Raw genomic sequence first — 24300 nt, 5'->3', positions numbered from 1 at the left:
AAAGCACTCGACTGGAGAACAACATGAAGCCGCAAATCATCTGCCATATGCTGGCATCCCTTGACGGCAGCCTCCACCCCAGCCGCTATACCTCGAGCCCCGATGGCACCCGGGCCGAGTGGTCGAGCCTCTACGAGCATATCCATAATGATCTCGCGGCTGATGCCTGGATCGTCGGGCGCGTCACCATGGCCGAGATGAGCAAGGCCGGCGCGCATCCGCCGGCCAATGCCGGCAAGGTCGACCGGCCCTATCATTTCGCGCAAATAGGTGCGGGCAGTTATGCCGTGGCGCTCGATGCCTCGGGCAAGCTTCACTTTTCCAAACCCGACATCGGTGGCGACCATGTCGTGGTGCTGCTTGGGCGCGACGTTGCCGACAGCCATTTGGCAGAGCTTGCCGCCGACGGCGTGTCCTATATCGTCGCGGAAACCGGCGATATCGATCTCGCCGCCATGCTTGAGGTCCTCGGACGCGAACTCGGCATAAGCCGGCTGCTGCTCGAGGGCGGCGCCAGCATCAACGGTTCCTTCCTCGCCGCCGGGCTCGTCGATGAATTGAGCCTTCTCGTTGCACCCGCGATCGACGGGCGGGCCGCCAATCAGGGTTTCGTCGAGTTCGGCGAGAGCGGCCTGGCGGGCAAGACGCAGCTGTCCCTGAAGAGCTGCGAGGCGCTGGCGCATGGGCTCGTCCATCTGCGCTACGCGGTCAGCCCTGGAGCATAATCCCGAAAGGTCGCGGCGTGGCCCAGGGTCTCCGCGACGGAGCTGCGCTCCTGCTTCGTCCAGGGATGACGAAGTCAGAGACTTCGGCTCACCTCGAGCGTTGCTAAGCGCATCAATACCGCATGGCGTCGAGATCGGCGATCAGCGTCGGGCCGGTGGGGTGCCAGCCGAGCCGTGCCTGGGTCAGAGCGCTGGAGGACGGCAGATCCATCGGCGCGAACATCGCCATCCAGCCGAAATGCTCCGCCGCCTTTTCCGGCGCAATGGAAACCACCGGCAATTTCAAACCCCGGCCGAGCGCCTCGGCGATAGCGCGCACTTCGACACCTTCCTCGCCGACCGCGTGATAGCGCGCGCCCGGCTGCCGCTTTTCCACGGCGAGCCGGTAAAGCCGCGCCGCATCGAGGAGGTGGCCCGCGGAGTAGCGATTGCGGCCTTCGCCGACATAGGCCGAGACGCCCCTTTCACGCGCGATCTCGATGAGCGGCGTGATAAGGCCTTGCTTGACCGGATTGTGGACCTGCGGCAGCCGCACCACCGACACATTGATGCCGGCGTCCAGCAAGGCATTGCCGGCCAGCTCCGAGGCGATGCGCGGATTGGGATGGCTGGCGTTGAAGACGTCCTCGATCGCCAACTGGCCATGTCCGGGGCTGCCCATGCCGACGCCGGAGGTGATCACCAGCGGCCGGTCGGAGCCGGCGAGCGCGGCGCCCAGTGCGGCGATGACGCGTTTGTCCTTTTCGCAATTCTCGGCAAACCGCGAAAAGTCGTGGTCGAATGCCGTGTGGATCACGCCGTCCGCCTTGGCCGCGCCATCGCACAGCCCTTCGGGCTCCTCGAGCGTTCCGCGATGCACTTCAGCACCGGCGGCGGCCAGCGCCTCGGCGCCGGCGTCGGAGCGGGTCACGCCGACCACCTGGTGGCCTGCCTTGATGAGTTCGGGAACGATCGCCGAACCGATGAAACCGGTCGCGCCGGTGAGAAAGATACGCATGCAAAATCTCCTGTACAGTTGCCTGCATAATATTGCCGGTCTATTATTCTATTAAAGTAGTGATCTTATCGTGGTATAATGGCTAACAGGATGCCCTCCAATTCCGGCTCACTAGCAGCGTTCCTCAAAGACCGGCGCACCCGGCTTGATCCCGCATCATTCGGGTTTTCCGGACGCAGACGCACGCCGGGGCTGCGCCGCGAAGAGGTCGCGCAGCGCGCCAACATCAGCCCGACCTGGTACACATGGCTGGAACAGGGCCGCGGCGGCGCACCCTCGGCCGATGTCCTCAACCGCATCGCCAAGGGGCTGCTGCTGACCGAGGCGGAGCGCGAACATCTTTTCATGCTCGGGCTGGGGCGCCCGCCCGAGGTCCGCTACAGGGGCGTCGAAGGCGTCAGCCCCCGGCTGCAGCGCCTCATCGACACGCTCGATGCCAGCCCCGCCATAGTCAGGACCGCCACCTGGGACGTCGTTGCCTGGAACCGTGCCGCGAGGGTCGTTCTGACCGACTACAGCACCCTGCCCGAGGGCGAGCGCAACATTCTGCGCTTCATGTTCCTCAGTCCCCATATCCGCGCCAGGCAGCACGACTGGCAAAACCTCGCCCGTTTCGTGGTGGGCGCGTTCCGGGCCGATGCGGCACGCGCCGGCGCTGTCTCCGAGGTGCGTGAACTCGTCGACGAACTCTGCAGCGCCAGCCCCGAGTTTGCCGCCCTGTGGCGGGAAAACGGCGTGCTCAGCCATGGCGACGGGACAAAGCGCCTGAAGCACCCGGAACTTGGCGATATCGAACTGGAATATTCGGGCTTCGCGGTCGACGGCCGGCCGGATTTGAGCCTGACCGTCTACAACCCGGTCGACAGCGCCGTCGCCGACCGCATCCGCGCGCTGGCTCTCGCCCGATACCCCAAAGAGTAAGGGCGGGACGACCTATCCGCTGCGATGACTCCCGCCCGCTCTCAAGCGCGCTCGCAGACCGCCTTCAGGATCTGCAAGGTCGGTCCCCAGTAGAGATTGGCGTGCGGACGGATCGCCGGTTCGGCGAAGTCGCTGAGCGTCAGTGTCAACAGTGTTCCCCCATCCGCCGGCGCCAGGTCGAAGCTGACCACGGTGTGATTTTCGGGCACGTCCGCCAGACGCGAGGCCGACAGCGTGCTCCAATAGCTGTAGGCGAAGCTCATTCCCGGCTCAAAAGTGCGGATGGTGCCGTGGTTTTCGAACGGTATTCCGTGCAGCAGTCCGCGCATGACGATCGCGCCGCCGGCCTGCCCTTGCAGGCTGACGGTCAACTCCTCGTCGGACATCCATTGCGGGATCATTTCTGGCGTCGTTAGTATCCGCCAGACCTTGGCCGGCACGGCACCGATGACGACGGTCTTGGTTATCGGCGCAGCGGACTCACTCATGGGGTGCAGATTATAGCGGATGCGGCGGCGACAATATCGCTGTTCCAGGCGGTACGGATGCCGCCATTGCCCCTTGCCCTGTATAGGAAGACAGCACCACGCTTGCGAAGCCATTGCAGCCCGTGGCATCTGTCGGCTCCACCAGCGCAGGCGGCACCATGACACCACGGCAGACACGGCAGAGCGGCAGGCAGGGGGCGCCCGGCGTCAGTCTCAACCGGGCGCTGTCGAAGCTCGGCCTGTGCTCGCGCACGCAGGCCGAGGTGCTGATCGCCGAAGGCCGCGTGCGCGTCGGCGGCAAGGTGGTGCGCGATGCGGCGCTGCGCGTCGACCTCGACCGCGACCGCATCGTCGTCGACGACAGGCCGGTGGTTGCCGAGCGCAAGGTCTACCTCATGCTCAACAAGCCGCGCGGGCTGGTCACCACCCGCGACGACCCGCAGCAGCGCGACACCGTCTATGCCTGCCTCGAAGGGCTCGACTTGCCCTTCGTCTCCCCGGTCGGCCGCCTCGACAAGGCGAGCGAAGGCCTGCTGCTGATGACCAACGACACCCGGTTTGCCAACCGGCTGATGGACCCGGCTTCGCATCTGCCGAAAACCTATCACGTGCAGATCGGCACGGTACCGGATGCTCCGATGCTGGAGACGTTGCGCGCCGGCGTGATCGTCGACGGCGAGGTGCTCACCGCGAACGCGATCGAACTTTTGCGCAGTGGCGGCCGCACCGCCTGGCTGGAGATCATGCTCGACGAAGGCCGTAACCGCCACATCCGTCGCCTGCTCGCCGCGCACGGCGTCGAGGTCCTGCGCCTCATCCGCATCGCCATCGGCCGCCTGCCGCTCGGCGACCTCGCCAAGGGTACGGCACGGCATTTGACAGCAGAAGAGTTGGCGCTGCTGAGGGGGTAAGCAGGGCGTGCCGCTGGTGCAGGCGCACGGCGATCCCTCCTGACGGAAAGCTGTCAGCAGGCCTGGCCTATAGGTCGGATGGGAGCCGGCCACGGCTTCAACGATCAGGGAGCCAATGCAATGAATTTCGTCTCCGTCCGCATCATCACGTCGGACGTCCAGCGTCTCGTTCACTTCTACGGTGAGATCACCGGCATGCCCGTGACGGTGTACACGGAAGACTTCGCCGAACTGGCGACGCCGACCTGCACGCTGGCAATCGGCAGCACACGCACCTTGATGCTGTTCGGCGGCGACATCGCCCGCCCCGCCGACAACCACACCGCCATCATCGAGTTCCGCGTCGGCGACGTCGATGCTGAATTCGCCAGGCTCTCGGACCTCCTCAGGAATATCACTGTGCAGAAGCCGACCACCATGCCCTGGGGCAACCGCTCGCTGCTGTTTCGCGACCCTGACGGCAATCTGGTGAATTTCTTCACGCCGGTAACCGCTGAGGCGATCAGGAAATTCGACAGATAGGCGTAAGCGGCGCCGCTGCCGAAGCTGCTCTATTTCTGGTTCCATTTCCGGATGACCGGCTCGCTCAAATCATGCTCGTAGCCGAGCACGCTGATGCTGGCCGTATCGAGCACCAGCAGCGCGCCGCCCTCCGGCGGCAGCCCGATCCAGCGCGCCGCCAGCACGCGCAGAAAATGTGCGCTGGAAAACACCAATATGCTGGCATTGGCCTCGCGCAGCCCAGCGATAATCCTGTCGGCCCGCGCGCCGACATCGGCCGCCATCTCGCCCTTTGGACACCCATCGCGAAACACACTCCAGCCGCGGCGCTCGGCCAGGATCTGTTTTGTCGTCAGCCCCTCATAGGCGCCATAGTCCCACTCCTGCAGATCGTCCTTCTTGACGCTCTGCGCGCCGAAGCCGGCCAGTACGCTGGTGTTGTAGGCGCGCTGCGACGGGCTCGACCATACCGCCGAAAAAGACAGGCCCTCGAGCCTGTCCGCGAGACCCCGCGCGGCGGCCTCGCCAACCGGGGTCAACGGCATGTCGGTGCGGCCGGTATGCTGCCCCGAAAGGCTCCACGCCGTTTCACCATGCCGGACCAGATGGATTTGCGGATACGGGTTGCTCATGGACTGCCTTTCAATGTCACCGGCACCTTAGGCGACGATGCGGCAAAGGGGAATCCGCTTGGTACAAGACTGCGTGGTCGCCTGGCCTTGATCCGCGGCGGGGCCGGCCCTGTGATCGGCCCGAGGCCGCAACTATATCAAGGCCAGCCCTCCACAGGCTCCCGCCACCTCAAGGGCATCGGCCCTTGCGCAACAGGTCATGTCATCATGTACAAACATTTGCTCATCGCCACGGACGGATCGGAACTGGCCGACAAGGGCGTTACCCACGGCCTGACATTGGCCAAGGGCCTCGGCGCCTCTGTTACTTTCATCACCGTCTCCGAACAATTCCCGATCTTCGCCTGGGGCGGCGCCATGGCCGGCTACGCCGCCGGCGATGAACTGGCCGCCTATCAGGAAGAGGCGCGCAAATACGCCAAGGAAGTTCTTGACAAGTGCAAGGCATCGGCCGACGCCGCCGGCGTCTCGGCGGAGGTCGTGCATGTCGAGGACAAAAGGCCCGCCGAGGCGATCCTGGAACTGTCGCAGGCGCTGGACTGCGACCTTATCGTGATGGCTTCGCACGGCCGCCGCGGACTAGGCAAGCTGCTCCTCGGCAGCCAGACGGCGGAAGTGCTGTCCTACACGGAGATCCCGGTGCTGGTCGTGCGGTAGGGCTACTACGGATCGCATGCTCCATCGAACGGGTAATGACAATGTCGTTACGCTGTGCTAGATATGCGCAACGAAGGAGCCGTCCATGCCAACGTCACATCATCCGGTGCCGAAGAGCGTTCCGCTCAACATCCGCGTCAAGCCGGAAGTTCGCAATCTGATCGACCGCGCAGCCGAATTGCTCGGTAAGAATCGCACCGACTTCATGCTTGAAGCCTCGCAACGCGCCGCTGAGGAAGCGTTGCTCAACCGTCTCGTGTTTACCGTCGAACCAGATGTCTACGCTGCGTTTCTGGCACGCCTCGACGCGCCGCCGCAGCCCAACGACCGATTGCGCCGCACGATGACGACAAAGGCTCCGTGGGAAGCTGCGTGACGCTGTCGGTCCCGGTTCCACTCGCGGATCATCACGAACTCGGGGAATTTTCGTCGGGCATTACAGCGCTCGACGATTGGTTGAAAAAACGTGCTCGCACCAATCAAGCGGGCGGTGCATCCCGGACCTATGTGACTTGCAAAGGCAACCGTGTGATTGGCTACTATGCCGTTGCCAGCGGCGCCGTGAAAATGGTCGAAGCTTCCAGCCGTTTCCGGCGCAACATGCCCGATCCGATCCCCGTCGCAGTGCTAGGCAGGTTGGCCGTAGACCAAGCCTATCACGGTCGGGGCATCTGTCGGGCGCTGGTAAGGGATGCCGGTCTACGAGTTCTCCAGGCTGCTGAAATACTGGGCATCAAAGGCATAGTGGTGCATGCGATTTCCGACGATGCGCGAGCTTTCTACATCACCATCGGGTTCGAGCCCTCGCCGGTCGAGCCGTTGACACTCATGGTCACGCTCGCTGATCTCAGCGAAAGCATTGGCTGACGACTTCCTGCCAGTGCTCTGGGGAAGTCCGGCGCCTAGAACACCAACTCCCCCACGAGATAGACCCCAAGCGCCAGCAACCCCGCGAAGAACACTTTGCGGAAGGTCTCGACGCTCATCTTCTGGCGCAGCGCCTGGCCGGCGAACATGCCGGCCAGCGCCGGCACAAGGGCTGCGACCGACCCCACCAGTTGCGCACTCGGCGACGCCAGGGCGCCGGTCCTGAACAACCCGAAGGCAAGAGCCGCCGTCGACACGGTGAAGGACAGGCCGAGCGCCTGGATCAGGTCTTCTTTCTCCAGCCGCAGCGACTGCAGATAGGGCACCGCCGGGATGACGAAGACGCCGGTGGCGCCGGTGACCAGCCCGGTCGCCACCCCGACCAGCGGTGACATCAAGGCTTCGCGGCGCGCCGGCGTGGTGAAGCCAAGCTTGAGCAGGCCGAGAATGGCGTAAAGCACCAGCGCCGCACCGAGCCCGGCCGAGGCAACGCCAGAGTGTGTGCCGGTCAGCAGGCCGGCGCCGGCAACGGTGCCGAGCATCACGCCGGCCATCATCGTCCACAGCCGCTTGCACAGCCGGCCGAAGGACGGGCCGGTCAGCAATTGCCAGAGGTTGGTAACCAGCGACGGGATCAGCAGCAGTGCCGCGGCCTGTGCTGGCGGCATCGTTACCGCCAGCAGGCCCATCGCCACGGTCGGCAGCCCCATGCCGACGACACCCTTGACGAAGCCGGCGGCGAGGAACACGGCGCCGATCCAGGCGAGGATGCCGGCGCTCAGCATGATCGTATCTTCAGGGCCGGATCAGTCATGCAGCAGCATATCGGTTGCGTCGGCATCCGGGCTGGCGGCCTTTGCCGGCGCCGCATCGCGGCCGGTGGATACGACCGTCGCCGCGCATCCCCGCACGCCTGATCCCGCTCGCGCCATGGCAAGGCCGGCCACGGCAATGGCCAGCACGATCGCCGTGCTTTCAAGAATGCCGAGCCGCCCTGATGTTCGTTCGTTCATCGCAATTCTCCTTCGAAACTGTTTGACGAAAATCCTGGCCGATCACAATGTGGAAGTTGCGCTGCCAGCCTTCGGCCACGACGAAGGCTGGTTGGCCGACCGCCTTCCCGGCGCTGAATATTCGCAGGAGCAAGAGAATGCGCTTCGATCTGGTCGATCTCCGCCTGTTCCTGCTGGTCGCCGAACGCGGCAGCATCACCCATGGCGCCGAGCTTGCCGGACTGGCCCTGGCGTCGGCCAGCGCCCGCATCAAGGGCATGGAGGAGCGGCTCGGCGCGCCGCTGCTGGAGCGCCGGCGCCGTGGGGTGGTGCCGACGGCGGCCGGACAGGCGCTGCTGCATCATGCGCGCGCGGTGCAGAACCAGATCGAGGCGATGGCCGGCGACCTCGCCGCCTATGCCACCGGCCTGCGCGCCCGCGTCCGGCTGATGGCCAACACCGCCGCCACAGCCGAGTTGCTGCGCGAGATCCTGCCCGCCTTCCTTGTCGCGCACCCCGGCATCGACATCGAGCTCGACGAGCGCCCCAGCCATGAGATCGCGCAAGCCGTGGCCAGTGGTGCGGCCGATCTCGGCATCGCCGCCACCTGGGCCGGCCTTGCGCACCTCGAGCAGAAACCGTTCTTCATAGACCGGCTGGTGGTGATCGCCGCGCGAAACCGGCCCGGCCTTGAAGGCCGCACCGTCAACCTCACTGAGCTTCTCGGCGAATCTTTCGTCGGCCTCAGCACCGGCCATGCGCTGCAGGAGCACATCGCCCGCCAGGCGGCCCGCCTTGGCGGCCATCTGCATATCCGCATCCACGTTCCCGGCCTCGACAATGTCTGCCGGCTGGTCGCGCAAGGTGCCGGCATCGCCATCGTGCCGGAAAGTGCCGCCCGCCGCTCGGCGCGGACGCTACGCACACTGCGGCTGACCGATGATTGGGCAACGCGCCAGCTCAACCTCTGCGCCCGCCGCTTCGACGAGTTGACACCGCAGGCAAAATTGCTCGCGACAGCGCTGGCGTGAGCCGGACAGCGAGCACCTATCCTCATCAGCGCTGAATCATTGCCTTGCTTTTCAAATGTTCGTGACGTAGCTTGTTTGCACATTGGCAAAAAAATCGCCAAACTTTTTTCCTTTTGTGAAAGACGGGGACTTTGCGGGAACATCTCGATCTGACCGATCGGCGGCTGGTCAAACAGCTGTCGCAGGACGCCCAGCCGGGCATCAACCGGATCGCCGAGATATTGGCGATTTCGGTGCCGACGGTGCGCTCGCGGCTGCGCAACCTGCTCGACCGCAACCTGCTCAAGATCGTCGGGCTGCTGAACCTGACCGAGCGCCCCGAGCTGATCTCCGCCATTGTCGGCATCAATGCCCAAGGGCGCGGCCGGGCCCGCGAACTGGCGCAGCGCATTGCCGAACTGCCCTTCGTCAACTCGGCTTCGGTGGTCACCGGGCGCTTCGATATCATCGTCGACGTGACGGTGGCCGGTGACGTCGCCGATCTCTACCGCGTCACCAGCGAACTGATCCCCGGCGCCGGCGAGCCAGGCGAAGTCGTGCGCAGCGAGACATTCGTCGTGATGGCGTCCTGCAACAAATGGGTCAGCCTGCCGGAAGGCTGCTGGTCGGACGACCGCAAGGAGCCGGCATGAAGATCGCGGTTCTCGGCGGCCTCGGCCTGCAAGGCCGGGCGGCAATCGCCGACCTCGTCGCCAGCGACGGCGTCGAGGAAATTGTCTGCGTCGACACCGCGCCGGACGGCCCTGCCCGGCTTGCCGGCCTGACCGATCTTGCCCGCGTGCGCTTCGTCGTGCCTGAGGGCGCGATCGGCCAGGCGCTGGCCACTGTGCTTGATGATGTCGACGCCGTCATCGACCTGTTGCCGCAGCCGCTGATGCGCGAGGCGGTGCAGGCCGCGATCGCCACGCGCACGCCGCTGGTCACCACCAATTACGCCAAGTCGATCGCCGACCTGGCGCCGGCCGCCGAACAGGCCGGTGTCTCGATCATGACCGAATGCGGGCTCGACCCCGGCATCGACCTCGTGCTCTACGCGCGCGCCGCCAGGCAGTTCGACTCGATCTCTTCGATCGATTCCTATTGCGGCGGCATCCCCGAGCCGAAGGCGATGGCCAAGCCGCTGTGCTACAAGGTGAGCTGGAATTTCGACATGGTCCTGGTCAGCCAGAACCGCGACAGCGTGATGATCGAGGACGGGAACCGTGTCGCGGTGCCTGCCGGCCAGCAGCACGACAATCCGTTCATCCATGAAATCGAGGTTGCCGGTCTCGGCAGGCTCGAAGCCTTCCCCAATGGCGACGCGCTGCACTATGTCGAGATGCTGGACGCCGCAAAAGGGCTGCGCCGCTCCGGCCGCTACACACTGCGCTGGCCGGGATGGTCGGCCTTCTGGGCGCCGTTGAAGGAACTCGGTTTCCTCTCTGAGGACAAGGTGCCCGGCACCTCCAACAGCCCGCGCGAATTCCTTGGCCGGCTGCTCGGCCCGCAATTGCAATACGGCCCCGGCGAAAAGGATCTTTGCGTGATGCGCAATGTCTTTTCCGGCCTCGAAGGCGGCCGCGCCAAGACGGTGACGTCGGACCTGATCATCGAACGCGATCTCGTTTCCGGCCTGTTCGGCATGAGCCTCGGCGTCGGCTATCCCGCCAGCATCGTGGCGCAGATGCTGGCGAGGGGCGAGATCACCAGACCCGGCTTTTTGAACCCGCTGCTGGATGTGCCCGACATCAGGTTCTTCGATGAATTGGCCAGGCGTGGCATCACGGTTTCCGAGACGGTGGCACGGGACTGAGGCGAAAGATTTTCGAACGGTGGCTGCCGCCGGCAACGGCGCTGCCGCTCAAAAAGGAGCCCAAGGAGAACCGCGGGCACACATTAACGACAACAGGGAGGAATACCGAAATGAAGATTGCCAGACTTTTCATCGCCGGAAGACTTTTCATCGCCGGGCTTGCGCTCGCCGGGCTCACCGCTGCGGCCAGTGCGGGTACGCTCGACGACATCACCAAGCGCGGCGAATTGCGCGTCGCCGTGCAGACCCAGGGACCGCCCTTCTCGCTGGTCGGCGCCAATGGCGAACGCACCGGCAGTTCGGTCGAACTGGCCGAACTGATGGCCAAGGAAATGGGTGTGAAAATCACCTTCCTCGACTTCGACTGGGATGGTTTGATCCCGGCGCTGCTGTCGGGCAAGGCCGACCTGCTGGTCGCCGACATGACACCGACGCTGGCGCGCGGCATGAAGGTCGCGTTCACCACGCCTTACATGTACACGGGCAGCACCGTCTTCACCAAGGCCGACAGCAAGTTCAAGACCACCGAGGACTGCAAGGCCAAGGGCACCAAGATCGCCGTGCTGCTCGGCGCCACCGGCGAGAAGGAAGCCAAGAACGCCTTCCCCGATGCCGACATCAAGAGCTACAAGGGTGGCGGTCCGCTGCTGCTCGACGCCGTCAACAACGGCCAGGCCGATTGCGGCGTCAACGACGTCTCGGCGGTCAAAGGCCAGTCGACCGCCTATCCGGCCGGCACCTTCACCATCATGCCGGACCTTCTGTCGAAGGAGCCGCTTGCCTTCGCCACCCGCTATGATGAGCCGGACCTGTTGATCTGGATGAACCTGTTCCTCAACCAGGTCACTATCGACGGCCGCCTGCAGAAGAACCTCGACTACTGGGTCAATTCCGACGCCTGGAAGAAGGATCACTAAGCAGCGATAAATCCAGGCGGTTTCGCGCGCATCTTAAACGCCGCGAAGCCGCCCGGAATTTCGTTTCATCTGTCGTTGCCTGCGCTCTGGGGATTTCACCCAACGATGCTCGAAAATTTCAGTTTCCGCACCATCGTCGAATACCTGCCGTTGTTCGGACAGGGCCTGGTCACGACCGTTTGGCTGTCGGCGCTGTCCTTTGTCGGCGCGCTTATCGTCGGCATCGTGCTGTGCGCCATGAATCTGCAGCGCGGCTGGCTGTTTCGCGCCCCAGCCAAGGCCTATATCGATGCGGTGCGTGCCACGCCCTTGCTGGCGCAGCTCTATTTTCTTTATTTCGGCCTGCCCCGGCTCGGCTTCGTTCTGCCGGAACTCGTCGTCGGCATCCTCGCGCTGTCGCTGAACAGCGGCGCCTATATCGCTGAAATCATTCGCGCCGGCATCCTGTCGATCCCGCGCGGCCAGGTCGAGGCCAGCGTCGCTTCGGGCATGACCTATGTCCAGCGCATGCGCCTTGTCGTCCTGCCGCAAGCCTTCAAGGTGACGATCCCGCCGCTGCTCGGCCAAGCGATCGTGCTGGTCAAGGATTCCGCCCTTTTGTCGCTGATCTCGGTTTCCGAACTGACGCGCGCCGGTCAATTGCTCGCCTCCGACCGCTTCATGCCGGCGGAAGGTTTCCTCACCATCGCCGCCTTCTATCTGCTGCTCTATTACGGCCTGAAAGGACTGGCTGGGCTCTCCAGCCGCTGGCTCGGCACAGCGGGGGCGCGGACATGATCTGGCAACAACTGCAAAGCCTCGCCGGCTCCTATCCACTGGCCCTGCGCGGCCTCGGCATGACCGTGTTGCTGTCGCTGATCAGCCTGGTGCTCGGCACGCTGCTCGGCTTCGGCCTCGGCATCCTGCGCACCGGCGGCAACCGGCTGATCTCGGGCTTGATCGGCGCCTGGGTCGACCTGATCCGCGGCACGCCGTTCCTGGTGCAGATCTTCCTGATCTTCTTCATCCTGCCGGAGTTCGGCATCGAGCTCGACGCCTTCACCGCCGGCATCATCGCGCTGACCAATCTGGCTGCCTGCTTCATCTGCGAGATCGTCGTCGCCGGCATCCGCTCGGTGCCGACAGGCCAGGTCGAGGCGGCACTGGCGTCCGGCCTGTCGCGCTGGCAGCGCATGCGCCAGGTGGTGCTGCCGCAGGCGATGCGCATCGTGCTGCCGCCGCTGGTCGGGCAATATGTGCTGCTGATCAAGGATTCTTCCGTCGTCTCGGCCATCGGCCTCACCGACCTCACCCGCGTCGGCTGGCTGGTGGTGCAGCGTGTGCCCAACGGCCTGCTGGTCTTCTTCCTTGTCGGCGCCGGCTATTTCATCGTCTGCTATCCGCTGATCATGCTGGCCCGCCGGCTGGAGCAGCGCATGGGCGCGGCGCATGGCGAGGTGCAGTTGTGACTTCCAACCCCAAAGGTCCAGAAAACATGACCAAAACGGGCCTTGCCAAAACCGGCATGATCGACTTTCGCGGCGTCAACAAGTGGTTCGGCTCGCTCAACGTGCTCAAGGACATCACGCTCAGCGTCGAACCGCGCGAAGTGGTCGTCGTCTGCGGCCCGAGCGGCTCGGGCAAAAGCACTCTGATCCGCTGCGTCAACGGCCTGGAGGCGATCAAGGACGGCGATCTCGTCGTCGACGGCCAGCGCCTGGGCGACCCCGCCACCAACATGACCCAGCTGCGCACCGAGATCGGCTTCGTCTTCCAGTCGTTCAACCTCTACCCGCATAAGACGGCACTCGAAAACGTCACGCTCGCCCCAATCCATGTCCGCAAGATCCCGCGCGCCGAGGCTGAAAAAGCAGGCCGCGAATTGCTGGCCAAGGTAGGCCTCGCCGACAAGGTCAATGCCTATCCAGCACAGCTCTCCGGCGGCCAGCAGCAGCGCGTGGCGATCGCGCGTTGCCTCGGCATGCGGCCCAAGATCATGCTGTTCGACGAGCCGACCTCGGCGCTTGATCCCGAGATGATTTCCGAAGTGCTCGACGTCATGGTGGCGGTCGCCGAGGAAGGCATGACCATGATGGTGGTGACGCACGAGATGGGCTTTGCCCGCAAGGTCGCCCAGCGCGTGGTGTTCATGGACGCCGGCGCCATCGTCGAAAGCGGCACGCCCGACGAGTTCTTCTCACACCCCAAGACCGACCGCAGCCGCGCTTTCCTGAGCAAGATTCTGCGGCACTAAAGGCGGGCGGTCAGGTCGCCTCTTCCGCGCTGCCGCCAATCGCAAACGCTGCCGGGCCGCCGCGCCGCCTGAGCAGCGCGATGGCGAGGAAGGCGATGACGCCGCTCGCGGCGACGACCACCAGCACCCACAGGGAATTGGCGACCGATGTCCGCGCCATCATGAAGGCGAGCGCGAACGGCGCAAAGGCCGAGGTGAACTGACGGGCGGCGCTCGCCCATCCCAGCCGCGCGCCATAGCCTTCGCGGCCGAAGAGTTCGAGCGGCAAGGTGCCGCCGACGATGCTGGTGAGGCCGGAGCCGAGGCCGAACAGGAACACGAACACGAAGGCGCCGGGCAGCCATGGCGTGGTCAGCAACAGCGCACACAGCCCGGCCGTGAGCAGTGACGCGGCAATGACGGCAAGGTGCGTCTGCTGCAGCCGCCCGCCAAACAGCATGTTGATCAACCGGCTGGCGACCTGCGCCGGCCCGAACAGGGTCGAGACGAAGAGGCCTGCGGTGCCGAGCCCAAGGGCCGCCGTCAGCGGCACCATGTGGATGAGGATCGCCGACAGCACAAAGCCCTCGGTGGCGAACCCCGCCAGCATCAGCAGGAATGCGGCCCGGCCGCGCCGCGCATCGAGCGGCATTCCCGCTTCATCGGGGGCGGAACCGCGCTCATGCGGCGTGACCGTTGCGTGGCGACGCGACAGGCGCATCAGCCAGGCGTGGATCGGCAGGCATAGGCCGAGATTGAGAGCGGCGAACAAAAGGTAGACCTCGCGCCATGTGAGATGCGCATGCAGCGCCGAGGTCAGCGGCCAGAACAGGGTAGAGGCAAACCCGGCGATCAGCGTCAGATGGGTGATGCTGCGTTGCGGCCGGGGAACCCCGACCTGCACGATCGCCACGAAGGCAGCGCTGTAGAGGACGAAGCTGGAGGCCAGTTCCATCGCCAGCAATCCCAGAACGAAGCTCACGCGGCCGGGTGCGACGGCGCACAGCGCCAGCGCCACAGCCGCCGCGACCGAGCCGACGGTCATGATGCGGCCGGCGCCGAAGCGGTCGGCCCACCGCCCGGCAGTCGGCGCGAACAGGCTGCCGGCAAACAGCGAGGCCGACAGGGCTGCGAATACCCAGCCTTCCGTGAGCCCGAACTCGCGTGCCATTGCCGGCGCCAGGATCGAGAAGCTGTAATAGAGCGTGCCGTAGCCGATGATCTGGGTCAGCCCAAGCGCCCAGATTGCCTTGCGCAGGACGGATCGGTCAGGCATCGATGCCGGCCGATACGGCTCTTCTCGGCTCGGCATCGGTTGCGCAGCCGCAACCCGACGCGCCCGTTGTCTTGGCGGCCGCATCCCTGACGCAGCAGGCATCGACAGCGGCGGGAGCAGGCCCGCCACAGCAGCCGGCGCTTTCCGATACCGTCGCGACACCGACGGCGCTGCACACGCCGGTCTCCGGCAGCACCAGCCGCACCTCGCGGGCCGCGGCATGGTCTCCGGCAATATCGGCCACCACCGAGCGGACCTGCTCGTAGCCGGTCGCCATCAGGAAAGTCGGGGCACGGCCGTAGGATTTCGAGCCGACGATGGTGAAACCGGGTTCGGGATGCGCGAGTTCCGCAATGCCATGCGCGGGAACCGTGCCGCATGAGTGGAAGTTCGGATCGATCAGCGGCGCCAGTGCCGGCGGCGCTTCGACGACGGGATCGAGCGCGATGCGGATTTCGCCGAGGAACGACAGGTCTGGCCTGAAGCCGGTGGTGACGACGATGCGGTCCACGGCCATGCTGAACGGCTTGCCGGCGAGGTGGGCGTCGACGGCAAGCTTCTCGCCTTGCGTCTCGATGCGGTCGACGGCGAAGCCCGTCAGCATGTTCAGCCTGCCGTCCGCCATCGCCTGCCTGGCGGCCAGCCCGAGCGCACCACGTTCCGGCAACTGGTCGTTCAGCCCGCCGCCGAGCAATCTCTCGATGCTGGCGTGCCGCAGCGCCCAGAAGATCTCGGTGCCAGGCGCGCCATCCTGCAGTTCCATCAGCGCCAGGGCGACGTTGATGGCCGAGTGGCCGCCGCCGATGACCAGGACGCGCTTGCCCGCATAATCTTCTCTCGCCTTGCCGACCACGTCGGGAATGCCATAGGCGATGCGCGCCGACGCCGCGCCTTCGCCGGCAACCGGCAGCCCGTCGATGCCGATCGGGTTTGGCCGCCACCATGTTCCGGATGCGTCGATGACGGCGCGTGCGAGAAAGCGGTGCTCACCGCCGCCATCGCGGTGGCGGATGACGAAGGGCGCGTCCTTGCGGCCTTCATTGGCGACCTTGTCGTGCCCCTGACGGGTGATCGCGGTGACCTCGGCGCCGAGCTTCAGATTGGCGGCGATCGCCGGAAGCCGGCCAAGCGGCGCCAGATAGTCGCGCACGATCTCGCCGCCGGTCGGCAGGCCCTGGCTGTCCGGCGCCGTCCAGCCGGAGCGGTCGAGCAGCGCCCGCGCCGCCGCGTCGATGTTGTATTCCCAAGGCGAGAACACCCGCACATGGCCCCATTCGAGCAGTGCGGCCCCAACACTTTCGCCGCGCTCCAGGATGAGCGGACGGATGCCGCGCTCGACCAGATGCGCCGCGGCGGCAAGGCCGACCGGGCCGGCGCCAATTACCGCGACGGGAAGGTTTGCCATCATGTCCATAGATTCGATCCTTCCGGTATGTTCGAATTATAAGCGCAAAAAAATCAGGCCAGTGCTTTGCCGACGGCGGGCGCGCAGACAGCATCCGCGCAGCACTCGTCGGCGAGATAGCCGATCAGCGCATTCATGCCGGGATAGTTGGCGCGGCAGATCAGCGTCGTCGCTTGCCGTTCCTGCGTGACAAGCCCGGTATCGACCAGCCGTTTGAGGTGATGCGACAGCGTGGAGGACGGAATGTCGAGCCTGCCCTGGACGCTGCCGACGGCAAGCCCGTCATCACCGGCCCGCACCAGGATGCGATAGAGCTGAAGCCGCGTCGGATTGCCGAGCGCTTCAAGCTGCGCGGCTGCTTTTTCGAGTTTCATGGAAATAAGCTACGCGGCACTTTTCGCGCCGTCAACCCAATTTCAAAAATTATGGAAATAGCATCAGCCGGCGCGCTTGCCCGAGGCGTAAATGACCACCTCGCCATCCTCCTTGGTGAACGTGCCGATGTCCGGATTGGGCAGAATGTCCAGCACCTTTTCCGACGGCCGCGCCAGCACGACGCCGAGCGGACTGACGACGATCGGCCGGTTGATCAGGATCGGATGTGCCAGCATGAAATCGAGGATCTGCTGGTCGGACCATTTCGGGTCGGCAAGGCCGAGTTCGGCATAGGGTGTGCCCTTCTCGCGCAGCAGGGCGCGCGGTGTGATGCCCATCGCCGCGATCAGGTCGACCAACCTTTCGCGCGATGGCGGCGTCTTCAGATATTCGATCACCTCCGGCTCCTCGCCCGACTGGCGGATCATGGCCAACGTGTTGCGCGACGTGCCGCAATCGGGATTGTGGTAGATGGTGATGGTCATTTCGAGGTCCTCTCAGCCGACATGGTATTCCGGACGGCGCCGCTCATCTCGTACCAGCCCTTGCTGCGGTTCACGATCCACACCACCGACAGCATGACCGGAACCTCGATGAGCACCCCGACCACAGTGGCAAGGGCCGCGCCAGAATTCAGCCCGAACAGCGCGATCGCGGCGGCCACCGCCAGCTCGAAGAAGTTCGACGCGCCGATCAGCGCCGATGGTCCAGCCACGCAGTGCCGTTCGCCGCTGAGGCGGTTGAGCAGATAGGCAAGACCGGAGTTGAAGTAGACCTGGATCAGGATCGGCACTGCCAGCAGCACGATCACCAACGGCTGCGCAATGATCTGCTCGCCCTGGAAGCCGAACAGCAGCACCAGCGTCGCCAGCAAGGCAACCAGCGACAGAGGCTGCAGCGTGGCAAGCAGGGCCTCAAGCCCGGCCTGTCCCCTCGCTGCCAGCAGCCGGCCACGAACCAACTGCGCGACGATCACCGGCGCGACGATGTAGAGTGCGACCGACAGCATCAGCGTGCCCCATGGCACGGTGATCGCCGACAGGCCGAGCAGCAGGCCGACGATTGGCGCGAAAGCAACGATCATGATCGCGTCGTTGAGCGCCACCTGCGACAGCGTGAAATTCGGCTCGCCGCGCGTCAGGTTCGACCAGACGAACACCATCGCCGTGCACGGTGCCGCGGCAAGGATGATCAGCCCGGCAATGTAGGAATCGATCTGCACGGCGGGCAGCCACGGCCGGAACAACCAGCCGATGAACAGCCAGCCCAGCAGCGCCATCGAGAACGGCTTCACCGCCCAGTTGATGAACAGCGTCACGCCGATGCCGCGCCAATAGGTGCCGACCTTGGCCAGCGAGGCGAAATCGACGCGCAAGAGCATCGGCACGATCATCAGCCAGATCAGCACGGCGACAGGAATGTTGACCCCGGCGATCTCCGCCGACGCGATGGCGCCGAACACGCCCGGCAGCAGATGGCCAAGCGCGATGCCCGCGACGATGCACAGTGCCACCCACACCGTCAGATATTTCTCGACGAAGCCGATGCCGGGCCGCACCGCCTCAGCTGCGTTCAGAGCATGATCGGTCATGATGGCTTCCTTGTTCGAACGGCGCGCGGCGGACAGTCACAAGCCCCTCAGCAGTCACAGGTCACGGCATTGATGACCGGGCGGCAGAGCTCCGGCGCGCCATTGCAGCAATCTTCCATCAGATAGGCCAGCAGGTCGCGCAAGCCGGTCATGTCGGCGACATAGCGCACGGTCCTTCCGTCGCGTTCGGGACGGATCAGCCCGGCATGGGCGAGCACCTTCAGATGCGCCGACATGGTGTTCTGGACCGTGTCCAGCCTCGTTGCGATCTCGCCGGCTGGAATGCCTTCCGGACCGGCACGCACGAGCAGCCGGAAGACATCCAGCCGCGTCTCCTGGCCAAGTGCGGCCAGCGCGTTCAAAGTGCCCTTCCTATTCATATATCCGAATCCTTGGATTTATGGATTCGTGAATATCGACTCCCCCGCGATCTGTAAAGGGTGTCCGCCGCTATGATGTGACGGCAAGCACCTTTCCCGTATCGTGCTGGCGCACGAAGTCCACCCGGGCACCATCCCAGTGGTAGCTGTAGTGGCGGCCCTGCACTGGAACGGCAATGACGTCGGGCCAGAAGATGCCGATGCAGCCACCGCCCGGCATGCGCACGCTGTTCCACACCAGCCCGTCGCTGCCTGCTGCCCGCAGCGCCCGCCCTTCCGCCTGCGAGGCGGAATAGTCGTCCGGGTCGAGCACGCCGGGCACGGCGTTGACGTCATCGAGATCGCGGTCGACGTTGCCGATCAGCACGCGGAAATCCGCCGTCCAGCCCGGCCCTTCGTCTGTGGCGCGCATGAATTTCTGATGGTGGTGGATGGTCTCGGCAAGCGCGACGTCCTCGCTGTCGCCGGCATAATAGATCCCGTAGCTGCCATCCGAGAAGCGGCCTGGTCTGAGCGTCGAGCAATGCACGAAGGGCGCCATCACGAAGCTGGCGCCGGGGCCGGAAACCCGCCTTGCGGCAGCCACCTTGCCGAGGTCGCCGATCTCGAACCGTACGCGCGGGTTGGTCTTCGCCTCGACGGCGGCCAGCGCCTCCCAGTCGCGCGGGTCGGCAATGTCTTCGAACAGGTCGATCGGTGGGTGGATGGAACGGATGATGCGGAAGGTCTGGTGCCAGTCGACGCGGCGACGGACCGCAAGCCCACTCACCATGCACCACGCTCCGCATCGAGCCATTCGCGCATCGCCGAGAGATCGGAGATTTCGCCGCGCAGCATCAGGTCGAGCGCCGACTGGCCGCCAAAGGTGGCATTGGGCTTGCGGATCCAGGCATAGCCGCGCGCCGGTTCCGTGAAGAGGTAGCGCAGGCTCTTGTGTATGCCCATCAGATGCGCCATGCGGGTGCGCAGGTCGCGGTCGATCCTGCCGATGCCACCTTCCTTCGCCCCAGTCTTCCAGCGTGCCCAGGTGCGCGCCGACATACCGCCAAGCAGGATGCAGGCCTCCAGGTCGGTGAGGTTCCAGGCCTTGAACAGATTGACCGTGGTGCGCGCCAGCGCGCCCGCTTCTTCATCCGAGATAGCGGCTCCGAACGTGGCCGGCGTGGTGACGATGGATTGAAGCTGCATTGCGTTCACCTTGCTGATTGGCAGATATATAGCATGTATTTGCCAATTGGCAAGAATGCGGAGATGGCAAGGCTTGGCTGCAAAATGAAAAGGCGCGGCCACACCGCAGGCCGCGCCCTTTATTGCATCACACTGTACGGTGCCTACTCAGCCGCCTCATATCCCGCGATGCCCTTGATCTCGAGGAAATCCTCAAGTCCGTATTCGGCATATTCGCGGCCATTGCCCGACTGCTTGTAGCCGCCGAACGGCAGGCCGGCGTCCCACTGGGGATAGTTGATGTAGACATTGCCGGTGCGCATGCGCGCCGCGACTTCGCGCGCCTTCTTCATGTCCTTGGCCTGGATGTAGGAGGCGAGGCCATAGACGGTGTCGTTGGCGGTCTCGACCACCTCGTCGACGCTGTCATAGGGCATGATCGCCAGTACCGGCCCAAAGATCTCCTCGCGCGCGATGCGCATGTCGTGGGTAACGTCGGCGAACACTGTCGGCCTGACATAGTAGCCGCGGTTGAGTTCGGCCGGACGGCCGGGGCCGCCGGCGACCAACGTCGCACCCTCGTCGATGCCGGCCTGGATCAGGTCCTGGATCTTGTCGAACTGAACCTGGCTGACGACCGGGCCGAGCTTGGTGCCGGCAGCGTCGGCCGAACCGACGGTGAATTTTTCCGCCGCAACCTTGGCATAGCCGGCCGCCTCGTCATGGCGCTCGCGCGGCACGAACATGCGCGTTGGCGCGTTGCAGGACTGGCCGCTGTTGCTGAAGCAACCGGCCACGCCCTTGCTGACCGCGCTTGCGAGGTCGACGTCGGGGAACAGAATGTTGGCCGACTTGCCACCAAGCTCCTGATGCACGCGCTTGACCGTGTCGGCGGCGGCCTTGGCCACCAGGATGCCGGCGCGGGTCGAACCGGTGAACGACATCATGTCGATGTCAGGATGGCTGGACAACGCCTGGCCGACGCCCGGTCCGTCGCCATTGACGAGGTTGAAGACGCCCTTCGGCACGCCGGCCTCGTCGAGGATCTCGGCGAAGATGATGGCGTCGAGCGGCGCGATCTCGGATGGCTTGAGCACCATGGTGCAGCCGGCGGCGAGCGCCGGACCCACCTTGCAGGTGATCTGGTTGAGCGGCCAGTTCCACGGCGTGATCAGCCCGACGACACCGATCGGCTCCTTGACCACGAGATGATTGCCCTTCACGTGGCGGAATTCGAAAGCCTTCAGCGTCTCGGCCATTTTGGTCAGATGCGCCAGCCCAATGCCGACCTGGCTGTCCAACGCCATCTGGCGCGGCGCGCCCATCTCGCGCGACACGGCAACCGCAAGATCGCCACTGCGCTTCTTGTAGACCGCGATGATGCGATTCAACAGGTCGAGCCGCTCGCTAACTTCGGTGAAACCAAAGCTGTTGAAGGCGCGCTTGGCGGCAGCCACCGCCTTGTCGACATCGGCCTTTGAGCCGAGCGAAATCTGCGCAAAAGCGTCCTCATTCGAGGGATCGATGACGTCCAATGTGTTGGGCACAACAGGATCGACCCACGCGCCATCGATGTAGAACTGCAGATTGTGTGACATGGTTTTCTCCTTGGCCGCATGGTCGCGCCGGGCCGTCATATCTGGCTGGAGATAACGATGCACAAACGCCGCTGTCAAACACAACCCCCGAAGTGGTTGAGCCAGTGCGGCAGTGATTGAGCCAGAGCGGTTGGGCAGCAACCGGCTTGGTGAGGATGGACTACAGCAAGGTATGCCCGGCCTCGACCAGAAACCGCCTCGCCGCGGCCTGATCCGTGGCTTTCACCAGGAGATGGTCGCCATCGAAAGTGGACACCACGAAGATGCCCAACCCGTTTTCCGACAACGGCCTGATGACCGACAGCACGATACCGGTTTCGTCGAAGGCGAACGGGCCCAGGAGCTTGAAGGCCACCCAGTCGATATCCTGCTTGACGGCATGCGGCACGCGGTCCTGCAGGCAAACGATCGAAAGCTCGTCGTCGGTCCTTGTGATGCTGACGAAGCCTGGTCCGTCCGCCCAACCGGGAATGGTTTCGCCCGCCGCCAGCCGGGAAACCGCGTAAGACCCCGGGAGTTGCTTAAGCCTGACCTTGGCAGCCATTATCGAAATCCTTCCTCAGATCGCCGGTGATCCCGCTAGCCTCTTGCTCATATAGACCGTCATGCCGCCCATGAACGGCTCGTCCCGATCCACGATATAGCCCTGCCTCTTGTAGAGCGATACGTTCGCCTCGAACGCGCCATTGGTCAGCAGGCGAAGCTCGTCGCGGCCCGACTCGATCGCCTTGCGCTCGGCCCACTCCAGCAACAGCCGGCCAATCCCCCTGCCCTGCGCATCCGGTGCGACACAGACATTCTCGATCCACAGGTGATCCTCGGCCAGCATGGTTTCAATCAGTCCCACGATCCGATCATCCTCGACGGCGAGATCGAACGGATGCTCGGCAACAGCCTTCTCGTAGTCGGCGCGCATCGGCAGAGGCTCGCGGCCGATCACCGCTACCCATTTGGCATAGGCGGCGCGCACGATATCCCGGATCGCGGCGGCGTCAGCGGGCGCGGCCGGCCGAAGCCGGATGGACGAATTGTTGGTCATCAAACTGCTCCAGACATGAAAAATCCCGCCGGCGGTTTCGCGGGCGGGGCTGGAAACGAAAGAACCGGGTCTATCCTGCCGGTCTTTGTCGTCGCGCAATCAGCTTGCCGCTCCGCACTGTGCAGGGGCGACGTCGCTTGGTGTTGGCGGGCGCGAAAACGAACATGGCGCCAAGTTGGAACAGGAAGCGCGGCGATGTCAAGGCGACCGCTCGATCGACAGTGTCTCGCATGGCGACAAGGTTCTGGTCCCCGCGCCCGCAGGGCATAGAATCGCTATATGCTTTGTGCCAACGGCAGCTAATCGATGGGCGAACTATGACCGGGACGCTGAACAAAGCGGTGCGGATGGTGGCCATCCTGAACCTGGCCTATTTCGGGATCGAATTTGCCGTAGCCGTTTGGATCGGATCGGTATCGCTGTTCGCGGACAGCATCGATTTTCTGGAGGACGCATCCGTCAATCTCCTGATCATGGTCGCGTTGGGCTGGACCGTCCGCAATCGAGCGCGGCTCGGAATGGCGCTGGCCGGGATACTTCTGATCCCCGCTTTGGCGACCCTTTGGACAGCCTGGGAGAAATTCAACATTCCAATTCCGCCAGCTCCCGTTCCGCTAACGCTCACGGCGGCTGGCGCGATGCTCGTCAACCTGTCGTGCGCGCTCATGCTCGCTCGCTATCGCCATCACAGCGGCAGCCTCACCCGCGCCGCCTTCCTGTCGGCGCGCAACGACGTCCTGGCCAATGTGGCAATCATTGTCGCCGGCCTGGTCACGGCATTTGTGTGGAATTCGGCCTGGCCAGATATTGTCATTGGGCTGGCAATCGCCATCATGAATGCGGATGCTGCCCGCGAGGTTTTCACGGCCGCAAGACGCGAGTTCGCAGAAGGCCAAATTTCAAACTGAAACGCTGCCGCCCGATCCGCGCACGATCCCCTCAACTCCTGCGCCGTCGGCCGGAATGGCTACCCGGTCGTCGAGTGCCCTCAGCCTGCGCCTGGCTCTAGCGATCGATCCTTGCTTCCTGTTGCGGAGAATAGCGCGCTCCCTGTACGGCGATCGCCGAGACCGCGTCCTCGATGTCGGCAAGATCGTTCGCCGTCAGCGCGACAGTGACCGATCCGATGTTCTCTTCGAGGCGATTGAGCTTGGTGGTGCCGGGGATCGGAACGATCCAGGGCTGTATCTGCCAAGCGCGGGAGCGATATCGGAGAATGGGCTTTTCAGCCTTGGAACATCGGTCATGGTGGTCTCCTTCGTAGAGTTCGGGCGTTGAACTCGGCGCCACGCGCCGATACCTGGTCAAATCCCGTATTGTTCGTCGCTGACATGCTCCAACCAGTCGACGACCTTGCCGTCGAGCGCTTCGGCGATAGCGATGTGGCTCATCGCCGTGGTCGGCGCGGCGCCATGCCAATGCTTCTCTCCGGGCGCGAACCCAGACGATGTCGCCGGGCTGGATCGATTCGATCGGGCCGCCCTCGCGCTGCGCCAGGCCGGCGCCCGACAGGACGATCAGCGTCTGGCCGAGCGGATGCGTGTGCCAGGCGGTGCGCGCGCCGGGCTCGAAAGTCACGGTGGCGCCGCCGACCCGGGCGGGCTCGCTGCCCTTGAACGGCGCGTCGATACGCACCGCACCGGTGAAATAGTCGGCCGATCCCTTGGCCGATGCCTGAGAGCCGTTTCGCGTGATGTCCATGGTTTTGTCCCTTCCTGGCAACAGCCATGACACGACCCGCCCGGCTTTAAAGACGGCCGGAGGTGCCCGGTGTGATAACGCCTATCTAGGGTCTGCGATTGGTGCCGATTAGGTGCTATATCCAG

At 64.5% G+C, this 24300-nt stretch carries 32 protein-coding genes and 1 pseudogene; 15 read left to right on the top strand and 18 right to left on the bottom strand.

What is annotated here, in order from left to right:
- Positions 1-23 precede the first annotated feature (23 nt).
- Positions 24-725, top strand: a complete 702-nt coding sequence (locus AC0NIL_RS14275) for a RibD family protein (protein WP_013530572.1) — start codon at positions 24-26, stop codon at positions 723-725.
- Between the two features lie 112 nt (positions 726-837).
- Here AC0NIL_RS14275 and AC0NIL_RS14270 read toward each other — a convergent pair whose 3' ends face one another.
- Complete coding sequence (locus AC0NIL_RS14270; RefSeq protein WP_024501766.1) at positions 838-1722, bottom strand: SDR family oxidoreductase; 885 nt, start codon at positions 1720-1722, stop codon at positions 838-840.
- A 78-nt stretch (positions 1723-1800) separates the two neighbouring features.
- On the opposite strand from AC0NIL_RS14270, the gene AC0NIL_RS14265 reads away from it, so the two are divergent.
- The gene (locus AC0NIL_RS14265; RefSeq protein ID WP_032898616.1) at positions 1801-2643 is read left to right on the top strand and encodes a helix-turn-helix transcriptional regulator; all 843 of its coding nucleotides are present in this window, start codon (positions 1801-1803) and stop codon (positions 2641-2643) included.
- A 41-nt stretch (positions 2644-2684) separates the two neighbouring features.
- On the opposite strand, the gene AC0NIL_RS14260 is transcribed toward AC0NIL_RS14265, so the two are convergent.
- Entirely contained in the window at positions 2685-3131 is a 447-nt protein-coding gene (locus AC0NIL_RS14260) for an SRPBCC family protein (protein WP_063168649.1), read from the bottom strand.
- 158 nt (positions 3132-3289) lie between these two features.
- On the opposite strand from AC0NIL_RS14260, the gene AC0NIL_RS14255 reads away from it, so the two are divergent.
- Together AC0NIL_RS14255 and AC0NIL_RS14250 are read left to right on the top strand one after the other, a co-directional pair.
- Positions 3290-4042: a pseudouridine synthase gene (locus AC0NIL_RS14255; RefSeq protein WP_275952561.1), complete on the top strand. Its 753-nt coding sequence runs from the start codon at positions 3290-3292 to the stop codon at positions 4040-4042.
- 120 nt (positions 4043-4162) lie between these two features.
- Positions 4163-4564, top strand: coding sequence for a VOC family protein (locus AC0NIL_RS14250; protein ID WP_013530567.1), 402 nt, complete (start codon positions 4163-4165; stop codon positions 4562-4564).
- A 29-nt stretch (positions 4565-4593) separates the two neighbouring features.
- On the opposite strand, the gene AC0NIL_RS14245 is transcribed toward AC0NIL_RS14250, so the two are convergent.
- On the bottom strand, positions 4594-5175 hold the full coding sequence (locus tag AC0NIL_RS14245; RefSeq protein WP_275952560.1) for a histidine phosphatase family protein: 582 nt from the start codon (positions 5173-5175) through the stop codon (positions 4594-4596).
- A 207-nt stretch (positions 5176-5382) separates the two neighbouring features.
- Here AC0NIL_RS14245 and AC0NIL_RS14240 point away from each other — a divergent pair, with 207 nt between their 5' ends.
- From AC0NIL_RS14240 to AC0NIL_RS14230, 3 genes are all read left to right on the top strand, one after another.
- The gene (locus AC0NIL_RS14240) at positions 5383-5832 is read left to right on the top strand and encodes a universal stress protein (protein WP_473572198.1); all 450 of its coding nucleotides are present in this window, start codon (positions 5383-5385) and stop codon (positions 5830-5832) included.
- Between the two features lie 85 nt (positions 5833-5917).
- Positions 5918-6208 carry a type II toxin-antitoxin system TacA family antitoxin gene (locus AC0NIL_RS14235; RefSeq protein ID WP_013530564.1) on the top strand — a complete coding sequence of 97 codons (291 nt, stop codon included), beginning with the start codon at positions 5918-5920 and terminating at the stop codon, positions 6206-6208.
- Positions 6205-6699, top strand: coding sequence for a GNAT family N-acetyltransferase (locus tag AC0NIL_RS14230; RefSeq protein ID WP_275952559.1), 495 nt, complete (start codon positions 6205-6207; stop codon positions 6697-6699). Before AC0NIL_RS14235 ends, AC0NIL_RS14230 begins: the two co-directional genes overlap by 4 nt.
- A gap of 35 nt (positions 6700-6734) precedes the next feature.
- Here the strand turns inward: AC0NIL_RS14230 and AC0NIL_RS14225 are convergent, their stop codons facing one another.
- The gene (locus AC0NIL_RS14225; protein WP_473572199.1) at positions 6735-7484 is read right to left on the bottom strand and encodes a sulfite exporter TauE/SafE family protein; all 750 of its coding nucleotides are present in this window, start codon (positions 7482-7484) and stop codon (positions 6735-6737) included.
- 21 nt (positions 7485-7505) lie between these two features.
- Complete coding sequence (locus tag AC0NIL_RS14220) at positions 7506-7712, bottom strand: hypothetical protein (RefSeq protein WP_275952557.1); 207 nt, start codon at positions 7710-7712, stop codon at positions 7506-7508.
- Between the two features lie 137 nt (positions 7713-7849).
- Here AC0NIL_RS14220 and AC0NIL_RS14215 point away from each other — a divergent pair, with 137 nt between their 5' ends.
- The 7 genes from AC0NIL_RS14215 to AC0NIL_RS14185 all read left to right on the top strand — a co-directional run bounded on the left by AC0NIL_RS14215 (position 7850) and on the right by AC0NIL_RS14185 (position 13664).
- Positions 7850-8722 (top strand): LysR substrate-binding domain-containing protein, encoded by an 873-nt coding sequence (locus AC0NIL_RS14215; protein ID WP_275952556.1) that lies wholly within the window; start codon positions 7850-7852, stop codon positions 8720-8722.
- A 131-nt stretch (positions 8723-8853) separates the two neighbouring features.
- Positions 8854-9354, top strand: a complete 501-nt coding sequence (locus tag AC0NIL_RS14210; protein WP_024501775.1) for an Lrp/AsnC family transcriptional regulator — start codon at positions 8854-8856, stop codon at positions 9352-9354.
- Complete coding sequence (locus tag AC0NIL_RS14205) at positions 9351-10514, top strand: saccharopine dehydrogenase family protein (RefSeq protein WP_275952555.1); 1164 nt, start codon at positions 9351-9353, stop codon at positions 10512-10514. Before AC0NIL_RS14210 ends, AC0NIL_RS14205 begins: the two co-directional genes overlap by 4 nt.
- A gap of 110 nt (positions 10515-10624) precedes the next feature.
- On the top strand, positions 10625-11431 hold the full coding sequence (locus tag AC0NIL_RS14200; RefSeq protein WP_013530558.1) for an ABC transporter substrate-binding protein: 807 nt from the start codon (positions 10625-10627) through the stop codon (positions 11429-11431).
- Between the two features lie 105 nt (positions 11432-11536).
- Positions 11537-12208 (top strand): amino acid ABC transporter permease, encoded by a 672-nt coding sequence (locus tag AC0NIL_RS14195; RefSeq protein ID WP_013530557.1) that lies wholly within the window; start codon positions 11537-11539, stop codon positions 12206-12208.
- Positions 12205-12879: an amino acid ABC transporter permease gene (locus AC0NIL_RS14190; RefSeq protein WP_127368920.1), complete on the top strand. Its 675-nt coding sequence runs from the start codon at positions 12205-12207 to the stop codon at positions 12877-12879. Before AC0NIL_RS14195 ends, AC0NIL_RS14190 begins: the two co-directional genes overlap by 4 nt.
- A 26-nt stretch (positions 12880-12905) precedes the next feature.
- Positions 12906-13664 (top strand): amino acid ABC transporter ATP-binding protein, encoded by a 759-nt coding sequence (locus tag AC0NIL_RS14185; protein ID WP_081714189.1) that lies wholly within the window; start codon positions 12906-12908, stop codon positions 13662-13664.
- 10 nt (positions 13665-13674) lie between these two features.
- Here AC0NIL_RS14185 and arsK read toward each other — a convergent pair whose 3' ends face one another.
- The 11 genes from arsK to AC0NIL_RS14130 all read right to left on the bottom strand — a co-directional run bounded on the left by arsK (position 13675) and on the right by AC0NIL_RS14130 (position 22474).
- Positions 13675-14919 (bottom strand): arsenite efflux MFS transporter ArsK, encoded by a 1245-nt coding sequence (gene arsK, locus AC0NIL_RS14180; RefSeq protein WP_473572203.1) that lies wholly within the window; start codon positions 14917-14919, stop codon positions 13675-13677.
- Positions 14912-16333 carry an NAD(P)-binding domain-containing protein gene (locus AC0NIL_RS14175; protein ID WP_474048720.1) on the bottom strand — a complete coding sequence of 474 codons (1422 nt, stop codon included), beginning with the start codon at positions 16331-16333 and terminating at the stop codon, positions 14912-14914. Before AC0NIL_RS14175 ends, arsK begins: the two co-directional genes overlap by 8 nt.
- Before the next feature lie 44 nt (positions 16334-16377).
- The gene (locus AC0NIL_RS14170; RefSeq protein WP_013530552.1) at positions 16378-16698 is read right to left on the bottom strand and encodes an ArsR/SmtB family transcription factor; all 321 of its coding nucleotides are present in this window, start codon (positions 16696-16698) and stop codon (positions 16378-16380) included.
- Positions 16699-16761: 63 nt separating this feature from the next.
- Positions 16762-17184 carry an arsenate reductase (glutaredoxin) gene (gene arsC, locus AC0NIL_RS14165; protein WP_063172667.1) on the bottom strand — a complete coding sequence of 141 codons (423 nt, stop codon included), beginning with the start codon at positions 17182-17184 and terminating at the stop codon, positions 16762-16764.
- Positions 17181-18290, bottom strand: coding sequence for an ACR3 family arsenite efflux transporter (gene arsB / locus AC0NIL_RS14160; RefSeq protein ID WP_473572205.1), 1110 nt, complete (start codon positions 18288-18290; stop codon positions 17181-17183). The genes arsC and arsB overlap by 4 nt, the downstream gene beginning before the upstream one ends.
- 47 nt (positions 18291-18337) lie before the next feature.
- Positions 18338-18670 (bottom strand): ArsR/SmtB family transcription factor, encoded by a 333-nt coding sequence (locus AC0NIL_RS14155; RefSeq protein WP_013530549.1) that lies wholly within the window; start codon positions 18668-18670, stop codon positions 18338-18340.
- Between the two features lie 70 nt (positions 18671-18740).
- Positions 18741-19442, bottom strand: a complete 702-nt coding sequence (locus AC0NIL_RS14150; RefSeq protein WP_473572207.1) for an RES family NAD+ phosphorylase — start codon at positions 19440-19442, stop codon at positions 18741-18743.
- A complete protein-coding gene (locus tag AC0NIL_RS14145) occupies positions 19436-19858 on the bottom strand; it encodes an antitoxin Xre/MbcA/ParS toxin-binding domain-containing protein (RefSeq protein WP_473572209.1) in 423 nt (140 codons plus the stop codon). Before AC0NIL_RS14145 ends, AC0NIL_RS14150 begins: the two co-directional genes overlap by 7 nt.
- Before the next feature lie 143 nt (positions 19859-20001).
- Complete coding sequence (locus AC0NIL_RS14140; RefSeq protein WP_473572210.1) at positions 20002-21435, bottom strand: aldehyde dehydrogenase family protein; 1434 nt, start codon at positions 21433-21435, stop codon at positions 20002-20004.
- A gap of 160 nt (positions 21436-21595) precedes the next feature.
- Positions 21596-21979, bottom strand: a complete 384-nt coding sequence (locus tag AC0NIL_RS14135; protein WP_063172670.1) for an ACT domain-containing protein — start codon at positions 21977-21979, stop codon at positions 21596-21598.
- 15 nt (positions 21980-21994) lie between these two features.
- A complete protein-coding gene (locus tag AC0NIL_RS14130) occupies positions 21995-22474 on the bottom strand; it encodes a GNAT family N-acetyltransferase (RefSeq protein ID WP_013530544.1) in 480 nt (159 codons plus the stop codon).
- 317 nt (positions 22475-22791) lie between these two features.
- Between AC0NIL_RS14130 and AC0NIL_RS14125 the strand changes: the two genes are divergently transcribed.
- The gene (locus tag AC0NIL_RS14125; protein ID WP_063172671.1) at positions 22792-23382 is read left to right on the top strand and encodes a cation efflux transmembrane domain-containing protein; all 591 of its coding nucleotides are present in this window, start codon (positions 22792-22794) and stop codon (positions 23380-23382) included.
- A gap of 97 nt (positions 23383-23479) precedes the next feature.
- Here AC0NIL_RS14125 and AC0NIL_RS14120 read toward each other — a convergent pair whose 3' ends face one another.
- Positions 23480-23764: a hypothetical protein gene (locus tag AC0NIL_RS14120; RefSeq protein WP_063172672.1), complete on the bottom strand. Its 285-nt coding sequence runs from the start codon at positions 23762-23764 to the stop codon at positions 23480-23482.
- 14 nt (positions 23765-23778) lie between these two features.
- A pseudogene (locus AC0NIL_RS14115) lies at positions 23779-24175 on the bottom strand ((R)-mandelonitrile lyase).
- Between the last annotated feature and the right edge of the window lie 125 nt (positions 24176-24300).

This window comes from Mesorhizobium sp. WSM1343 (assembly GCF_055901535.1).
The sequence above is the reverse complement of the archived record's forward strand: the minus strand, read 5'-3'. Positions and strand labels throughout refer to the sequence as shown.

Excerpts from the sequence above, each read along its gene's own strand:
- AC0NIL_RS14130 (WP_013530544.1), bottom strand. The coding sequence starts at position 22,474 with ATGACCAACAATTCGTCCATCCGGCTTCGGCCGGCCGCGCCCGCTGAC.
- AC0NIL_RS14225 (WP_473572199.1), bottom strand. The coding sequence starts at position 7,484 with ATGCTGAGCGCCGGCATCCTCGCCTGGATCGGCGCCGTGTTCCTCGCC.
- AC0NIL_RS14145 (WP_473572209.1), bottom strand. The coding sequence starts at position 19,858 with ATGCAGCTTCAATCCATCGTCACCACGCCGGCCACGTTCGGAGCCGCT.
- AC0NIL_RS14275 (WP_013530572.1), top strand. The coding sequence starts at position 24 with ATGAAGCCGCAAATCATCTGCCATATGCTGGCATCCCTTGACGGCAGC.
- AC0NIL_RS14255 (WP_275952561.1), top strand. The coding sequence starts at position 3,290 with ATGACACCACGGCAGACACGGCAGAGCGGCAGGCAGGGGGCGCCCGGC.
- arsC (WP_063172667.1), bottom strand. The coding sequence starts at position 17,184 with ATGACCATCACCATCTACCACAATCCCGATTGCGGCACGTCGCGCAAC.
- AC0NIL_RS14190 (WP_127368920.1), top strand. The coding sequence starts at position 12,205 with ATGATCTGGCAACAACTGCAAAGCCTCGCCGGCTCCTATCCACTGGCC.
- AC0NIL_RS14155 (WP_013530549.1), bottom strand. The coding sequence starts at position 18,670 with ATGAATAGGAAGGGCACTTTGAACGCGCTGGCCGCACTTGGCCAGGAG.
- AC0NIL_RS14150 (WP_473572207.1), bottom strand. The coding sequence starts at position 19,442 with ATGGTGAGTGGGCTTGCGGTCCGTCGCCGCGTCGACTGGCACCAGACC.
- AC0NIL_RS14265 (WP_032898616.1), top strand. The coding sequence starts at position 1,801 with ATGGCTAACAGGATGCCCTCCAATTCCGGCTCACTAGCAGCGTTCCTC.
- AC0NIL_RS14270 (WP_024501766.1), bottom strand. The coding sequence starts at position 1,722 with ATGCGTATCTTTCTCACCGGCGCGACCGGTTTCATCGGTTCGGCGATC.
- arsB (WP_473572205.1), bottom strand. The coding sequence starts at position 18,290 with ATGACCGATCATGCTCTGAACGCAGCTGAGGCGGTGCGGCCCGGCATC.
- AC0NIL_RS14205 (WP_275952555.1), top strand. The coding sequence starts at position 9,351 with ATGAAGATCGCGGTTCTCGGCGGCCTCGGCCTGCAAGGCCGGGCGGCA.
- AC0NIL_RS14125 (WP_063172671.1), top strand. The coding sequence starts at position 22,792 with ATGACCGGGACGCTGAACAAAGCGGTGCGGATGGTGGCCATCCTGAAC.
- AC0NIL_RS14240 (WP_473572198.1), top strand. The coding sequence starts at position 5,383 with ATGTACAAACATTTGCTCATCGCCACGGACGGATCGGAACTGGCCGAC.
- AC0NIL_RS14260 (WP_063168649.1), bottom strand. The coding sequence starts at position 3,131 with ATGAGTGAGTCCGCTGCGCCGATAACCAAGACCGTCGTCATCGGTGCC.
- AC0NIL_RS14200 (WP_013530558.1), top strand. The coding sequence starts at position 10,625 with ATGAAGATTGCCAGACTTTTCATCGCCGGAAGACTTTTCATCGCCGGG.
- AC0NIL_RS14185 (WP_081714189.1), top strand. The coding sequence starts at position 12,906 with ATGACCAAAACGGGCCTTGCCAAAACCGGCATGATCGACTTTCGCGGC.
- AC0NIL_RS14215 (WP_275952556.1), top strand. The coding sequence starts at position 7,850 with ATGCGCTTCGATCTGGTCGATCTCCGCCTGTTCCTGCTGGTCGCCGAA.
- AC0NIL_RS14135 (WP_063172670.1), bottom strand. The coding sequence starts at position 21,979 with ATGGCTGCCAAGGTCAGGCTTAAGCAACTCCCGGGGTCTTACGCGGTT.
- AC0NIL_RS14245 (WP_275952560.1), bottom strand. The coding sequence starts at position 5,175 with ATGAGCAACCCGTATCCGCAAATCCATCTGGTCCGGCATGGTGAAACG.
- AC0NIL_RS14220 (WP_275952557.1), bottom strand. The coding sequence starts at position 7,712 with ATGAACGAACGAACATCAGGGCGGCTCGGCATTCTTGAAAGCACGGCG.
- arsK (WP_473572203.1), bottom strand. The coding sequence starts at position 14,919 with ATGCCTGACCGATCCGTCCTGCGCAAGGCAATCTGGGCGCTTGGGCTG.
- AC0NIL_RS14195 (WP_013530557.1), top strand. The coding sequence starts at position 11,537 with ATGCTCGAAAATTTCAGTTTCCGCACCATCGTCGAATACCTGCCGTTG.
- AC0NIL_RS14170 (WP_013530552.1), bottom strand. The coding sequence starts at position 16,698 with ATGAAACTCGAAAAAGCAGCCGCGCAGCTTGAAGCGCTCGGCAATCCG.
- AC0NIL_RS14250 (WP_013530567.1), top strand. The coding sequence starts at position 4,163 with ATGAATTTCGTCTCCGTCCGCATCATCACGTCGGACGTCCAGCGTCTC.
- AC0NIL_RS14175 (WP_474048720.1), bottom strand. The coding sequence starts at position 16,333 with ATGGACATGATGGCAAACCTTCCCGTCGCGGTAATTGGCGCCGGCCCG.
- AC0NIL_RS14140 (WP_473572210.1), bottom strand. The coding sequence starts at position 21,435 with ATGTCACACAATCTGCAGTTCTACATCGATGGCGCGTGGGTCGATCCT.
- AC0NIL_RS14235 (WP_013530564.1), top strand. The coding sequence starts at position 5,918 with ATGCCAACGTCACATCATCCGGTGCCGAAGAGCGTTCCGCTCAACATC.